The 13,204-nt window shown below is 61.0% G+C and carries 16 protein-coding genes; 7 read left to right on the forward strand and 9 right to left on the reverse strand.

Annotation, left to right across the window (positions count from 1 at the left end; genetic code table 11):
- Positions 1-5 precede the first annotated feature (5 nt).
- The 3 genes from V8Z65_RS14450 to V8Z65_RS14460 form a co-directional block, all read right to left on the reverse strand.
- Complete coding sequence (locus V8Z65_RS14450; protein ID WP_338720851.1) at positions 6-467, reverse strand: AAA family ATPase; 462 nt, start codon at positions 465-467, stop codon at positions 6-8.
- Entirely contained in the window at positions 464-1,075 is a 612-nt protein-coding gene (locus tag V8Z65_RS14455) for a LysE family translocator (RefSeq protein ID WP_338720852.1), read from the reverse strand. The genes V8Z65_RS14450 and V8Z65_RS14455 overlap by 4 nt, the downstream gene beginning before the upstream one ends.
- Before the next feature lie 62 nt (positions 1,076-1,137).
- Complete coding sequence (locus V8Z65_RS14460) at positions 1,138-1,332, reverse strand: DUF2934 domain-containing protein (RefSeq protein ID WP_338720853.1); 195 nt, start codon at positions 1,330-1,332, stop codon at positions 1,138-1,140.
- A gap of 104 nt (positions 1,333-1,436) precedes the next feature.
- Between V8Z65_RS14460 and V8Z65_RS14465 the strand changes: the two genes are divergently transcribed.
- Positions 1,437-2,498: a putative zinc-binding peptidase gene (locus V8Z65_RS14465; RefSeq protein ID WP_338720854.1), complete on the forward strand. Its 1,062-nt coding sequence runs from the start codon at positions 1,437-1,439 to the stop codon at positions 2,496-2,498.
- A 15-nt stretch (positions 2,499-2,513) separates the two neighbouring features.
- Here V8Z65_RS14465 and V8Z65_RS14470 read toward each other — a convergent pair whose 3' ends face one another.
- On the reverse strand, positions 2,514-3,545 hold the full coding sequence (locus tag V8Z65_RS14470) for an RluA family pseudouridine synthase (protein WP_338720855.1): 1,032 nt from the start codon (positions 3,543-3,545) through the stop codon (positions 2,514-2,516).
- Here V8Z65_RS14470 and V8Z65_RS14475 point away from each other — a divergent pair.
- Positions 3,544-3,891, forward strand: a complete 348-nt coding sequence (locus V8Z65_RS14475; protein ID WP_338720856.1) for a DUF6476 family protein — start codon at positions 3,544-3,546, stop codon at positions 3,889-3,891. The two genes, V8Z65_RS14470 and V8Z65_RS14475, sit on opposite strands and share 2 nt — an antisense overlap.
- Positions 3,892-4,005: 114 nt before the next feature.
- Here V8Z65_RS14475 and V8Z65_RS14480 read toward each other — a convergent pair whose 3' ends face one another.
- Together V8Z65_RS14480 and V8Z65_RS14485 are read right to left on the reverse strand one after the other, a co-directional pair.
- Entirely contained in the window at positions 4,006-5,175 is a 1,170-nt protein-coding gene (locus V8Z65_RS14480) for a hypothetical protein (protein WP_338720857.1), read from the reverse strand.
- A 184-nt stretch (positions 5,176-5,359) separates the two neighbouring features.
- Positions 5,360-5,929, reverse strand: a complete 570-nt coding sequence (locus V8Z65_RS14485; RefSeq protein ID WP_338720858.1) for a DUF1134 domain-containing protein — start codon at positions 5,927-5,929, stop codon at positions 5,360-5,362.
- A 125-nt stretch (positions 5,930-6,054) separates the two neighbouring features.
- On the opposite strand from V8Z65_RS14485, the gene V8Z65_RS14490 reads away from it, so the two are divergent.
- The 3 genes from V8Z65_RS14490 (at position 6,055) to V8Z65_RS14500 (ending at position 7,782) form a co-directional block, all read left to right on the forward strand.
- Positions 6,055-6,522 (forward strand): YHS domain-containing (seleno)protein, encoded by a 468-nt coding sequence (locus tag V8Z65_RS14490; protein ID WP_338720859.1) that lies wholly within the window; start codon positions 6,055-6,057, stop codon positions 6,520-6,522.
- Positions 6,523-6,594: 72 nt separating this feature from the next.
- Positions 6,595-7,269 carry a histidine phosphotransferase family protein gene (locus V8Z65_RS14495; protein WP_338720860.1) on the forward strand — a complete coding sequence of 225 codons (675 nt, stop codon included), beginning with the start codon at positions 6,595-6,597 and terminating at the stop codon, positions 7,267-7,269.
- Positions 7,270-7,413: 144 nt separating this feature from the next.
- Entirely contained in the window at positions 7,414-7,782 is a 369-nt protein-coding gene (locus tag V8Z65_RS14500) for a response regulator (protein WP_338720861.1), read from the forward strand.
- An 8-nt stretch (positions 7,783-7,790) separates the two neighbouring features.
- Here V8Z65_RS14500 and V8Z65_RS14505 read toward each other — a convergent pair whose 3' ends face one another.
- From V8Z65_RS14505 to V8Z65_RS14515, 3 genes are all read right to left on the reverse strand, one after another.
- Positions 7,791-9,068 (reverse strand): RNA polymerase sigma factor, encoded by a 1,278-nt coding sequence (locus tag V8Z65_RS14505; protein WP_338720862.1) that lies wholly within the window; start codon positions 9,066-9,068, stop codon positions 7,791-7,793.
- 107 nt (positions 9,069-9,175) lie between these two features.
- Complete coding sequence (locus V8Z65_RS14510) at positions 9,176-10,036, reverse strand: alpha/beta hydrolase (protein ID WP_338720863.1); 861 nt, start codon at positions 10,034-10,036, stop codon at positions 9,176-9,178.
- A gap of 171 nt (positions 10,037-10,207) precedes the next feature.
- The gene (locus V8Z65_RS14515) at positions 10,208-10,915 is read right to left on the reverse strand and encodes a response regulator transcription factor (RefSeq protein WP_338720864.1); all 708 of its coding nucleotides are present in this window, start codon (positions 10,913-10,915) and stop codon (positions 10,208-10,210) included.
- Positions 10,916-11,377: 462 nt separating this feature from the next.
- On the opposite strand from V8Z65_RS14515, the gene fliI reads away from it, so the two are divergent.
- Positions 11,378-12,706 carry a flagellar protein export ATPase FliI gene (gene fliI / locus V8Z65_RS14520; protein ID WP_338720865.1) on the forward strand — a complete coding sequence of 443 codons (1,329 nt, stop codon included), beginning with the start codon at positions 11,378-11,380 and terminating at the stop codon, positions 12,704-12,706.
- Positions 12,707-12,768: 62 nt separating this feature from the next.
- Positions 12,769-13,182 (forward strand): flagellar export protein FliJ, encoded by a 414-nt coding sequence (gene fliJ, locus V8Z65_RS14525; RefSeq protein WP_338720867.1) that lies wholly within the window; start codon positions 12,769-12,771, stop codon positions 13,180-13,182.
- The last annotated feature ends 22 nt before the right edge of the window (positions 13,183-13,204 follow it).

Consider the following 13,204-nt stretch of genomic DNA (forward strand, 5'->3'; position numbering starts at 1 on the left):
TCGCCTCATTGGCGAACGACCCGATCGTAAAGCGCCAGTTCATCGGCTTGCGGTGCCTGAATCTGGCTCATCCACCCATGGATATGGTTCAGCCTAATGGGTGGGTCCTCGCGCCCCCGGCGCGAAATCCGTTCCAGCATGACCCCGGGCGGGGCGGTCAGCCAATGGAGTTCGGCTCGCGCCCCGAGCGTCTTGGCTTCATGGGCCAGGAGCAGCCTTTCATCGCGACCCCAGGTGCCCCATTCCACGATGACACTGACGCCCGCCTCGAGAAATCGGCGGCCCAGACGCCATTGCATGGTCTCGATCCGAGCCCGACGCTCCTCGTCCCAGATATCGAGCTTGAGCTCCGCAAGCCACGCGTCGGGCTCCATGCGTACGGCGCCGGTTTCCGCTTCCAGCACCGCAGCGCGCGTCGATTTGCCTACGCCGGGAAGCCCGGCAACGATAAAGAGAGTGGCGCTCACCGCTCCGCCAGGGCGAGCCGGGCACCCAGAGCCACAAAGGCGGCCGCAAAACTGCGGCGCATCCAGGTCATGATGGCCGGTCGCGAAATGACCTGGCCGCGAATGGCCGCGGCAAAAAGGCCGTAAAGCGCAAACACCACAAAGGTCATGCCCATAAAGACACCGCTCAATTCAAGCATGCGCACGACCGCATGCGGCGTATCGGCAGGCACGAATTGCGGTAGGAAGGCGAAAAAGAAGATCGAGAGCTTGGGATTGAGAATGTTGATCAGCACCGATTCCGTGATCACCTTGCGCACCGATTTGGGCGCCCGCTCGGCCTCTACGCTCAAGGCGCCGGTCTCGCGCAGCGTCGCCCAGGCCATATAGAGCAGGTAGGCCACGCCGGCATACTTGATGATCTCGAAGGCCAATGCGCTGGCATGCAGGATGGCCGCCAGACCGGTAATGGCCGCCAGCATATGCGGGACAATACCCAAAGTGCAGCCCAAGGCGGCCCATAGGCTGGCTTTGCCGCCGCGTCCCAGCCCGGCGGCAATGGTATAGAGTGCGCCGACGCCCGGTGAGACGACGACGATCAGGGTGGTCACAAAAAACTCGACGCTCATTCTGGCCCTCCCGGCAGGGGGACATTATGCCCCGTCGCGGCCGGCCGCGCCAGACTTGTGCCTTAACTCGGCCGGCCCGGCACCACCGGAGGCATATCAAGCTTGGCCGCTTCCTCGGAGGTATCGACGGCATCCTCCTCGGCAAGCTCGCGTTCCGCATCATACCAGAATTCCTGCTCACGGCCATCGGGCTGCCCCGCCCGATCCCAGAGCTGATACGCCCGGTCGCGGATTTTTTCCTGATCGATCATGTGCATTCCAGCCTCCTTTGCGCTATCGGGAAAACGCAGCTCCGGGCCGACAGTTGCAGTGGAACAAGCACGTGACTGGCGCATTATCGGCACGTGACTGAGGGCGACCGATGAAACTGTTTTCCTGCAGCCATTGTGGCAACACGGTCTATTTCGACAATGCCATATGCGAGCGTTGCGGCCATCAACTAGGCTTTCTGCCCGGTCCCGCCAGATTGGTGTCCCTAGTAGAAGACGGCGGGTTATGGAGTTCGCCAGCCATTGCCGAGGACGCCTTCGTATTCTGCGCCAATGCCGCCCATGGCGCCTGCAACTGGCTGGTCCCGGCTGAGCTGGACGGCGATATTTATTGCCTCGCCTGCCGGCACAACGAGACTATTCCCGATATTTCCGACCCCGCCAATCTGGGGCGCTGGCAAACCATTGAGCGGGCCAAGAAGCGCCTGTTTTATTCGCTGATCCGGCTGGACCTGCCCTTGCATACGCGCAATGAAGACCCCGATCATGGGCTCGCCTTCCGCTTTCTCGCCGATAATGCCGACGCGCCGCAGCGGGTCATGACCGGGCATGACAATGGCATCATAACCATCGCCCTGGCCGAAGCGGACGACGCCGAACGCGAATATCGTCGCACCAGCATGAACGAGCCCTATCGCACCCTGCTCGGTCATTTCCGTCACGAGATCGCGCATCATTTCTGGGATCTATTGGTCGCCGGCCGGGACGTTCTGCCGCTCTTCCGCACCTTGTTCGGTGACGAGCGGGTCGACTATGCCGAAGCGCTCAGGATCTATTACGCTAGGGGGGCGCCGCAAGGCTGGTCGCAGACTCATATCAGCGCCTACGCCACGGCCCATCCCTGGGAAGACTTCGCGGAGACCTTCGCCCACTATCTTCATATCGTGGACACGGTGGAAATGGCCGCCGCCTTCGGCATACGCCCCCGGCCCGGCACCGGCGACCAGAACCTGGCCATACCGTCTGTCCATTTCGATCCCTATCTCGAAACCGACATGCAAAGGATCGTCGACAATTGGGTGCCGCTGGCCAGCCTGCTCAATAATCTCAACCGCGCCATGGGACAGGCCGACGCCTATCCCTTCATCCTGACATCCGGGGTCATCGAGAAACTGGCCTTCATCAATGCCCTGGTGCACCGGCACCGGGCGTGACGCCGGGCGATCGGCTCAACTGCGCCGGGTGACCCGGTCGTATGGCGCCAGGGCATCTTCGAGGGCCTGCAGGTCACCGGGCAATTCGGCCTCGAACATCATCTCCTCGCCCGTGGCGGGATGCTCGAACCCCAATTCGGCGGCATGCAGCGCCTGGCGGCCAAGCGCCTGAACGGCGGTGGCGACCTCCGGCGGCAGCTTATTGATCTTGGTGGCAAAGCCAGGCGCATAGAGCTGGTCGGCTACCAGGGGATGGCCGATATGGGCCATATGCACGCGGATCTGGTGGGTGCGACCGGTCTCGAGCTGACACTGGATGCGGGTAATGTCCCAGCCTGCATCGCCATAGCGCGCTTCCACCGCATAATGGGTGATAGCCTCCCGCCCCTGCTTCAAGACGGCCTGCTTAAGCCGATTGCCCGGATCGCGCCCGAGCGGCGCGTCGACCGTGCCCATGCCCGACTGCGTCGAGCCCCAGGCAAAGGCGATATAGGCCCGATGCAAGGGGCCGGTGCGACCATGATCGGCAAACTGCTCGGAAAGGTGTTTGTGTGCCTTCTCGGTCTTGGCCGCGACCATGACGCCGGACGTGTCCTTATCGAGTCGATGCACAATGCCGGGGCGTTTGACCCCGCCAATGCCTTTGAGACTATCACCGCAATGAAAGATCAACGCATTGACCAATGTGCCCGAAGGCGAGCCGGGTGCCGGATGCACGACCATGCCCACCGGCTTGTTGATCACGATCAGATGCTCGTCCTCGAACAGAATGTCGAGCGGTATATTTTCCGGCTGCGGATCGGGATCTTCAGGCGGGGGAGCCACAAGCACGATTGTCTCCCCGGCCTTGAGCCGGTATTTGGGTTCGGAAACTGTTCGCCCGTCCACAGTGACGGCGCCGGACACGATCAGATCCTTGATGCGACTGCGGCTGAGCACATCATGCGCTTTGGCCAGCATGGCATCAAGCCGCCCGCCGCTCATCGCGGCGTCGACCACAACCTCAACGGGTTCGCCCTCCAACTCGAAATCGGTATCATCCGTCATGAGCAATCCTGAAACCAATAGGCCGGACCCCGCCGACACCGAATTGTCGCCGGAAGCAAAGGCCATGCTGGGAAAAGCCCGCCGCTCCTTCGGGGTTTCGATGGGCATTCTTTTGCTGGGCTTTATGGCGATTGGCTTTGCACTTGTCTATCGCGTCATGCGCGACAGCCCGCCGCCCGCAACAGCAGAAAGCGTCGCCATTCCGGCCGGAGCCCAGGTTCTTTCCGCGCTGACCCTGGACGGCACCGTGCAGGTAACCTTCTCGACAGGTGGCGCCACCATGCTCAACATCTATGATGCGGGGACCGGGGCGCTGGAGCGCAGCGTGCAGATCGGGGCTGAATAGCCCCCGAACGGCTCCCACACACGCCGCGTCGCCCCTGCGTCAGTTGGCCCTCCGATCAAGTCCGAGGGCGGCATCGCGTTCCTTGAGAGCGTTTGACGGCGGGAGCAGGCACCGCTAGCGCCCCTGGATCTCCTTGAGTGCCGCCAGCCGGTCCGACACCGAACCACGTTGGCCATTGGCCGGCGTTGGCAGCATTTCCAACCCTTCCCCGTCATCGGCGAAGCGTTGCACCCGGTCGAACAGGCTTTCCTCGGGCTGCGCCGCCGCGACACTATCGTGCTCGACCGCATAGACCAGCCGACTGACACTGGCAGCGATGTCGTTGAGCTTTTCGCGCAGATGCGCTTCCTCAAAACGTTCGGTTTCCCAATCGGCCATGATCGAGGCTTCTACATTGCTGATCTTGGCGCGCAGGCGCTCAAGCTCTTCTTCCATGGACAGCTTGTCGGCCAGAAGCTGCTCGGCGCGGCCCTCGCTCACCTCCACCATGGTGCTGGTTTCTGCCAGCAGCGCATTGAGCCGGTTTTCGGCACTGGCAATGCGCGCTTCGGCCGCCACTAACTCCTCGGCCTCGGCCGCCCGCTGCGCGTCGCGGCCAGCCAGGGCGTCCCGCATTTGCGCAATCGCGGCACTGGCTTCGGCGCTCCGGCGGTCCGAATGCTCCAGCCTCTCGATCAGGCTGCGAGCCTGATCCTCAAGGAAGGCCGCTCGCTTGCGCTCGATGGCAAGGGCAGCGGTGAGCTGATCGATATCGTCGTCATAACGGCCCGAAAGCGCAATTCCGTCGACCGTGGTGGCCTTGGCGAGCCCACCGCGCAGTGAATTGCGCAGGGTCTCGATTTCCGCCGAACGCGTCTCGAGCTCCCTGTCCCGCTTGCGCAGCCTGTTGCCGAGATCGGCGCCTTCTTTTTCCAGTTCAAGAATACGGGCCCGCAACTCGACCTCGCGCGCCTCCAGCTCCCGGACCACTTCAAGATGTTTTTCGCGCTCTACCTTGAGCGCACCCAGATCGGTCCGCTTTTGGTTGACGTCGCTGAGCTGCTCGGCGAGGCGCTTGCGCAGCGCCTCGACATTCATTTCGAGCCGCCGCGTCGATAGCGCAAACTCGGCCCGCAACTGATCCTTGTCGGCCCGGAATTCGGCCATGGTGATGGGGGTTGCCGCTTCGATCCGGCGCTTGGTCAGACGCACGGCCCGCTTCCACACCGCCGGCATGATGACGAGCGCCACCAGCCCTGCCGCGAGCAGGCCGAGCGCAAAGTACATAATGTTCTCGATCAACATCGATGCGGCCTCCGGCGGCACCTTCACACCGCCTTGGGACTTTCTCTTATCCGGTTTTGGCAGCAAACAAGGTGTCAAACCATCTTTGCCACCAATTAACCCTAACGGGTTTGGACCGGCCCGTCACGATAAAGCCGGGGCGGCTTGCCCCGGCTTTGAGAGGAATTGATCGCCCAATCTCGGTCTAGAACGGGTTCCAGGTCGGCTCGGCCGTGAAGTTGAGATAGCCCACATTGATGCCCAGCCTCGCCCCGACGCCGGAACGGATCGGCACCACCACGACATTGCCGCGCTTGGTCACGGTCATGCCGACCCCGCCAATGACATAGGCGGAGCCATCCACGCCCGGATAGCGGCCCAGAATGTCCTGGATCGTGTTGAGGTTATAGACCAGCATCATTACCTTCGAGCCGTCGCCGCCCACATCCAGGCCGATACTGGGGCCCTGCCAGAAGATTTTGAACTGGCCGGCATTGCGCGTGTAAAGCGTGCCTTCGCCATATTTGGCGCCGATGAACAGCGCGCCACCAGCTTCTTCGCCCAGAATATAGCCATTGGGCTGGCCATATTGGCTGACCGCCCGCTCGACCACCGAGGCTAGCCCCTGTGCCGCCGAACCGAAAAACTCTCGGCCGCTCTCGACCAGTTCCTCGCCCGAAAAGGTGTCGCTGAGCGAGCCCTGCGCCATAGCGGGCGCACTGAGCAGAACCAGAGCGGACAACAGGGCGGCCAGTTGGGCAAGGCGTTTGAACATTGGCAGGTCTCCCATGTCGATCGCCCGCCTTACGAAGACCTTAAGGTCTTGAGCCCTAGTCTTGGACCCTGGCAAACCGATCATTTGGGCCAATCATGCAGCATATCTCTAAACAAATCTTAACCATGATCGCCCTTGTTCTGCCGCTTTTCGGACCCCTTCCCGCCACGGTTCAACAAGCCCATGCCCAATCCATCGTCACCTATGTGCTGACCGATCCCCTTACGGGCCTGGCCATTGGCGGCATGGATCCGGTTTCCTATTTCACCGAACCGGCGCCCCTGCACGGGCGGCCCGATTACGAATTTGTCTGGCAGGGGGCGCCCTTTCAGTTCGCCAACGCCGCCAATCTCGAGATCTTCACGCGCAATCCCGAGATCTATGCCCCCCAATATGGCGGTCATGGCGCCATGAGCATGTCGCGCGGCTTTGTCTCAGACGCCGACCCCTTGATCTACACCGTCTTCAAACAGCGCCTTTTCATGTTCTATTCGGCCGCCAACCGCGAAGCCTTTCTGCTGGCCCCGGACGCGGCAGCCCTTCGAGGCCAGGAACATTGGCTCACCCTGTCCAAAACGCTCTCGACCCGGTAGTCCGGGCCGGCAGGGCGCTTTATTGTTCCTCAACTGATTCTCGCCTCGACGGCGCCTACGGAGACACGCACCATGGACATTATTGAGCTCAAGGCCACCGACCTCGCCGCCATGTTGTGCTCGCGGGTCTGCCACGATCTCATCAATCCCATCGGCGCGATCGGCAATGGCCTGGAAGTGCTCTCCGATCCCAGTCAGACCGAAATGGCCGAGGGCGCCCGCGATCTGATCGCCAGCGCCGCCCGGCAGAGTCGCGCCAAGCTCGAATTCGCCCGCCTCGCCTATGGGGCTTCCTCCACCGCTGGCACCGATATCGACACCCGCGAATGCGAGCGCGTGGCCCGCATTCTCTTCGAAATCGAGAAAGCCGAACTCGAATGGAATGTGCCCCTGATCCTTTTGCCCAAGCACAAGGCCAAGCTATTCATGAACATGCTGCTGATCGCGGCAGGTTCGGTGCCGCGCGGGGGCACGGTCAGTGCCACAATCACCGGCCCGGCCGGCGAAGAAAAGTTCGAGTTCACCTCCAAAAGCGATCCCGAAAAGCGCCAGAAGACACTTGTCCCTTCTGGTTCGGCCGGTCTGCTTTCCGGCATGCCCGAAGAAGGATCGGTCGATGCGCGCGGCATCCAGCCCTTCTATACTGGCCTTTTGGCCCGCATGACCGATATGGAGCTCAATATTGGCCTGGAGAACGACGTGTTCTTCTTTACAGCCATGCCGAAAGCCAAGGTTGAAGCGGCCTGATTGCCTCTAAACAACGGCCCTCATGGGATATTTTCCAATCCATTCTTACCTCAAGCGGCAATTTGGTGGGGGCGCGCTAACTATTCGCCAACCTATTGGGCGGCATAGTCGGAACGCGTCTCAACCGTCCCTGGGCCTATATTCATGCGCAGCTGCCTGATCGTCGATGATTCCAGCGTGGTCCGCAAAGTGGCGCGCCGTCTGCTGGAAGATCTCGACTATATCGTGGACGAAGCCGAGGACGGCCAGGAAGCCATCGACAAGTGCCGTCAGGAAATGCCCGACGCCATTCTGCTCGACTGGAACATGCCCATCATGAGCGGCCTGGAATTTCTCAAGCTGCTGCGCACCTATGTCGGCGGCGAGAAGCCCCGCGTGATCTATTGCACGGTCGAGAACGATGTCGGCGCCATTGCCCTGGCACTTAAGGCCGGCGCTGACGACTACATGATGAAGCCTTTCGACCGGTCTGTGCTAATCTCGAAGTTCCAGGACAAGGCGGAAGCGGCCTGACGGGCCCCCTAGCTCATCTCCTCGGCCCGCCCCTCCAGAAACGCTTTTTCCCGCGCATTGCGTGTCAACTCGGCGGCGCGCTTGAATTCCAGGTTGGCTTCACCATGGCGTCCAAGCTTGCGCAGCAGATCACCCCGCACCCCATAGAGCAAATGGTAGTTTTCAAGGCTCGACGCTTCCTTGAGCGCATCGACCAGCGGCAGGGCGGCGGCCGGCCCCTCGGCCATGGAGACGGCAACCGCCCGGTTCAACTCGATCACCGGTGACGGGGTCACCTGGTTGAGCAATCCATAGAGGGTGGCGATCTGCTTCCAGTCGGTATCCTCGGCCTTGCGGGCGCGGCTGTGGCAGGCAGCGATGGCGGCCTGCAGCGTATAGGGCCCGATAGCACCGCCCAATTGTTGCGCCTTGTTCAGCCCGTCGAGCCCACGCCGGATCATCAATTGATCCCACAGGGCCCGGTTCTGGTCGGGAAGCAATACCGGCTCGCCCTTGGCATTGGTCCGCGCTTTGGCCCGGGAATGCTGCAATTCCATCAGTGCCAATAGCCCATGGGCCTCCGGCTCCTCTGGGATCAATGTCACCAGGATGCGACCCATGCGCATGGCCTCTTCGCACAATTGCGGACGCATCCAGTCCGCCCCGGCCGTGGCCGAGTATCCTTCATTGAAGATCAGGTAGAGGACCCCAAGAACCGAGGCGACACGTTCCTCCCGCTCGACGCCGCGCGGCACTTCGAAAGGTACGCCCGCTTCGGCAATCGTGCGTTTGGCGCGCACGATACGCTGGCCGATCGCGGTATCGTTGGCCAGAAAGGCGCGCGCAATCTCCTCGGTCGTGAGCCCGCCGATCAGCCGCAGGGTCAGCGCCACCCGGCTTTCCGGAGGCAGAATGGGGTGGCAGGACGTAAAGATTAGCCGCAAAAGATCGTCGCCGACATCGTCATCCAGATGCTCATGCAGCGCTGCTTCGGTGTCGGGAACATCATCCTCCATATCGCGTCCCAACGCTTCGAGCTTCCCCGCAGCCATCTTGCGATGCCGGAAATAGTCGATCGCCTTGCGCTTGCCGGCCTGGGTCAGCCAGGCGCCCGGATTGCGCGGCACGCCTGTTTCCGGCCAGGCGCGCAACGCCGCCATCAGCGCTTCCTGCGCCAGTTCCTCGGCCAGCGAAATATCGCGCACCATACGTGTGAGACCGGCGATCACCCGCGCCTGCTCCACCCGCCAGACGGTAGCAATGGCGCGGTCGGTTTCCCGCCGCGCCTGAGTTGATGCTTGGCTCATGGCGCGCACTCTCCCAATGGTGATCCACTGATATCGCGGTCATGAGCATCGCCAAGAGCATGCCAAGGTCAAGGAAAAAGACCTGGGGAACAGGTTCCGCGCCCCACTTATTCGAACATGCCCTTGGGTGTGTCGCCCGCCAGGAACGGCTCGATGAAGCCTTCGAGCAAATCGACCTGAGCGATCACCGCTGTATGCGAGGTCGCCGGCAGCACGGCCAGGCGCGAGGCTGGCAGGGGCACCCCCATATCGCCCATCGCGCCGCCGCCGAGCAGGCGGAACAAGGCAACATTATGCTCGAGTGTGGAGACATCGGCATCGCCGGCAATGATCAGGACCGGGGTTTGGAGCGTTTTGACGTCTTCCTCCCAGGCCATGGGCTCCTTTTCGAGCTGGATCAGGCGCTCGGCAAAGGCACGGAACCCTTCCGGGTTGGGGGCCAGACGCTTCCACTCTTCTTCCATGGGCCCGCCCACGAACATGTCGGGCGTCATGCTGGGAATAAATTCAGTAAAGGCCGGCTGCCAACCCGAAGCATCATAGGCCACCGAGGCGGCGACGAGCTGATCGACCTTGTCCTCATGTCGGATGGCCAGTTGCAGACCGACGGCCGCCCCCATGGAATAGCCGAAGATATCGGCCTTTTCGAGCCCGACACTATCCATAAAGGCGGCAACATCGTCGGCCAGATTCTGGTAGGTGATGGGCCGGTCGATATCATTGGTGCGGCCATGCCCTTGCAGTTCCAGCGCATAGACGGTGTGGCTCTCCGCCAGGCGCGGAATGATGTCGCCCATGGTCTCGATATTCATATAGGCGCCATGCAGAACGACGAGGGGCTCGCCGCTCCCCGAAACCTCATAATAGAGCTGCATACCATTGATATCGGCATAATTGCCGGCGTCCTGGGCAAGGGCGGTGGCCGGCGCCAGGATAAGGCTGGTCGCCAGAAACAGGGTGCGGATCATTCTTTTCTCCCATCAAATGCAGCATCCCCATGGATGCGCTTATCCGGGCGACGAACGGGGTCCGGCCGCTTCGACAAACTTTTTTAGGCCCTGGCAACGGCCCCACCAGCACAACAAAAAGCCCTGCGTGAACGGATCACGCAGGGCCAAATTCTCAATGCGGTTAGATAGTTAGGCGACGTTCTCGCTATAGGCTTCGTTCTCGTCGGGCTCACGCAGCACATAGCCGCGGCCCCAGACGGTTTCGATATAATTCTTGCCGCCAGTGGCAACGGAAAGCTTCTTGCGCAGCTTGCAGATGAAGACGTCGATGATCTTCAATTCCGGCTCGTCCATGCCGCCATAAAGGTGGTTGAGGAACATTTCCTTGGTGAGCGTGGTGCCCTTGCGGAGCGAAAGCAGCTCCAGCATCTGGTATTCTTTGCCCGTCAGGTGCACGCGGGCGCCCTGCACTTCCACGGTCTTGGTGTCGAGATTGACCATGAGATCGCCGGTCGAGATGACCGACTGGGCGTGGCCCTTGGACCGGCGGACGATGGCGTGGATGCGGGCCACGAGCTCATCTTTATGGAAGGGCTTGGTCATATAGTCGTCGGCGCCAAAGCCGAGGCCGCGAACCTTGTCCTCAATGCCGGCCAGACCGGAAAGGATAAGAATAGGCGTCTGCACCTTGGCGACGCGCAATGTCCGCAAGACTTCGTAGCCGCTCATATCCGGCAGGTTCAAGTCCAGCAGAATAATATCGTAATCATAGAGCTTACCGAGGTCCACGCCTTCTTCACCGAGATCGGTGGTGTAGACGTTGAAACTTTCGGACTTCAGCATCAGCTCGATGCTCTGCGCCGTAGCGCTATCGTCCTCAATAAGGAGTACCCGCATTATATTCCCCTTGTCATTCGTTCCTGCTGGAACCTGCGGAAGGCAAGCCGCTTGCCTCTACCGCTCCAACCCTACTGGATATGACTTCAAGCCTAAGCCCAACTAGTTAACAAAGTTTAATTCTGATCCGCAATACGCAAAGAGCGTTAGGATGAATTAATGTTAACTTATTGAAAAACTTAGATAAATGCCCTGAAAAATTCTTAAGGTGTTACATTAAGAAAGCGTTCCAAGCGACTCTTGGGACTCAAGCATTCAGGGCATTTGGGGGGAGTTTGGCCACAATTGCGCCACCAGGCACATTTCGCCGATCATCATCGCCAATAGCGCTTTTGCGTTAACGATCGGTTACGTTCCGATTCGCGACGCGGTACGATTCGACCACGCATGGAAACCATAATTGTGGCACCCGGGCCACCTCCTGGCCTCCTTTAATGAACGATTGCTGAACACGGGAACATTATGAAGGCCCTGATCTCCGCCATAGAGGCGATAGACGATGTGGAAGTCTTCGGCCGGGTCCGGTCCGTGCAGGGCCTGCTCATCGAGATCGTTGGGCCGGTGCGTGAATTGCGTGTGGGTGGCCGTGTGATGATCGAGGCCACCGACGGGCACCGCCTTTCCGCCGAGATCATCGGCTTCCGCGACGGTCACGCCCTATGCCTGCCCTTTGGCGAACTAGGGGGCGTGCGGCTGGGCTGCAAGGCGGTGTTCCGGCGCCATGACGGGTCGATCAATCCCTCCGAAGGCTGGTTGGGCCGCGTCGTCAATGCCAAGGGCGAACCCATTGACGGGCTGGGCCCCTTGCCCATGGGCGCCACGCCCTATCCCCTGCGGCAATCGCCCCTGGCCGCCCATGACCGGGATAGGGTCGGCGAGCCGGTCGAACTGGGGGTCAGGTGCCTTAATACCTTTGCCACCATGTGCGAGGGCCAGCGCATGGGCATCTTTGCCGGTTCGGGCGTTGGCAAATCGGTGCTCATGTCCATGCTGGCGCGCAATACCGATGTCGACGTCTCTGTGATCGGCCTGATCGGCGAGCGTGGCCGCGAGGTGCATGAATTCATCCAGGAATATCTGGGTGAGGAGGGATTAAAGCGAGCCGTGGTCGTCGTCGCCACCAGCGACGAGGCCGCGCTGATGCGCCGCCAGGCCGCTTATATTTCCATGTCCATCGCCGAATATTTTCGCGATGCAGGCCAGCGCGTGCTCTGCATGATGGACAGCCTCACCCGCTTCGCCATGGCGCAGCGCGAAATCGGCTTGGCAATCGGCGAACCCCCGACGGCCAAAGGCTATCCGCCCACGGTTTTCACCGAATTGCCGCGCCTGCTCGAACGGGCAGGGCCCGGTAAACCCAATTCGGGCTCCATTACCGGTCTATTTACCGTTTTGGTGGAAGGTGATGATCACAATGAACCCATTGCCGATGCCGTGCGCGGCATTCTCGATGGTCACATTGTAATGGAGCGCGGCATTGCCGAACGGGGACGCTACCCTGCCGTCAATGTGCTCCGGTCCATCTCGCGGACCATGCCAGGATGTGTGCCCGAAGAGGTTCGGCCCATTCTGTCGCGGGCGCGGGAGCTCATGTCCATTTTCTCGGACATGGAGGAACTGATCCGGCTGGGGGCTTACCGGAAAGGGTCAGATCCGAACGTGGACCGCGCCATCGCTATCTACCCCAAGCTGGAGGCGTTTCTGAGCCAGCAAAGGGACGAGACGACGACGATTGCCGAGGGCTACGCCATGCTCACGGACCTGATCGCCGAAGCGGATGCGCGGGACTGATGGATTGGCCTGATGTGCATGGGCCGATCCGGAACTGACTTGATGTGTAAGGAGTACAGGTCTTGAAATCGCGCAGCGAGAGCCTCATTCGGCTCAAGAAGTTCCAGGTTGACGAGAAGCGCCGGCAAGTGGCGCAGATCGAGATGATGGTGGCCGACTTTGAGCGCATGGCGTCCGAACTCGACCAGCAGATCGAGATCGAGCACACCAAGACCGGTATTTCCGACGTCGCCCATTTTGCCTATTCCACCTTTGCCAAGGCGGCGCTGACCCGGCGCGACAATCTGCTGGCATCGGCCAGCGATATGAAAGCCAAACTCGAAGCGGCGCAGGATGCCCTGGCCGAGGCGCTTGAAGACCTGAAAAAGGTCGAACTGCTCGACCAGCGCGAACACCAGCGCGAAAAGGACGAGCAGGCCAAAATCGAACAGGCCGATTACGACGAAGTGGCGCGCCTGCGCTACCGGCGCCAATAACGCGTCACAGGCACAGAAAAAG

Origin of the sequence: Devosia sp. XK-2 (assembly GCF_037113415.1) — a bacterium.
Classification (GTDB): Bacteria; Pseudomonadota; Alphaproteobacteria; order Rhizobiales; family Devosiaceae; genus Devosia.

Coding starts and splice junctions, on each gene's coding strand:
- V8Z65_RS14455 (WP_338720852.1), bottom strand. CDS start 1,075: ATGAGCGTCGAGTTTTTTGTGACCACCCTGATCGTCGTCGTCTCACCG.
- V8Z65_RS14460 (WP_338720853.1), bottom strand. CDS start 1,332: ATGCACATGATCGATCAGGAAAAAATCCGCGACCGGGCGTATCAGCTC.
- V8Z65_RS14465 (WP_338720854.1), top strand. CDS start 1,437: ATGAAACTGTTTTCCTGCAGCCATTGTGGCAACACGGTCTATTTCGAC.
- V8Z65_RS14475 (WP_338720856.1), top strand. CDS start 3,544: ATGAGCAATCCTGAAACCAATAGGCCGGACCCCGCCGACACCGAATTG.
- V8Z65_RS14470 (WP_338720855.1), bottom strand. CDS start 3,545: ATGACGGATGATACCGATTTCGAGTTGGAGGGCGAACCCGTTGAGGTT.
- V8Z65_RS14480 (WP_338720857.1), bottom strand. CDS start 5,175: ATGTTGATCGAGAACATTATGTACTTTGCGCTCGGCCTGCTCGCGGCA.
- V8Z65_RS14485 (WP_338720858.1), bottom strand. CDS start 5,929: ATGTTCAAACGCCTTGCCCAACTGGCCGCCCTGTTGTCCGCTCTGGTT.
- V8Z65_RS14490 (WP_338720859.1), top strand. CDS start 6,055: ATGATCGCCCTTGTTCTGCCGCTTTTCGGACCCCTTCCCGCCACGGTT.
- V8Z65_RS14495 (WP_338720860.1), top strand. CDS start 6,595: ATGGACATTATTGAGCTCAAGGCCACCGACCTCGCCGCCATGTTGTGC.
- V8Z65_RS14500 (WP_338720861.1), top strand. CDS start 7,414: ATGCGCAGCTGCCTGATCGTCGATGATTCCAGCGTGGTCCGCAAAGTG.
- V8Z65_RS14505 (WP_338720862.1), bottom strand. CDS start 9,068: ATGAGCCAAGCATCAACTCAGGCGCGGCGGGAAACCGACCGCGCCATT.
- V8Z65_RS14510 (WP_338720863.1), bottom strand. CDS start 10,036: ATGATCCGCACCCTGTTTCTGGCGACCAGCCTTATCCTGGCGCCGGCC.
- V8Z65_RS14515 (WP_338720864.1), bottom strand. CDS start 10,915: ATGCGGGTACTCCTTATTGAGGACGATAGCGCTACGGCGCAGAGCATC.
- fliI (WP_338720865.1), top strand. CDS start 11,378: ATGAAGGCCCTGATCTCCGCCATAGAGGCGATAGACGATGTGGAAGTC.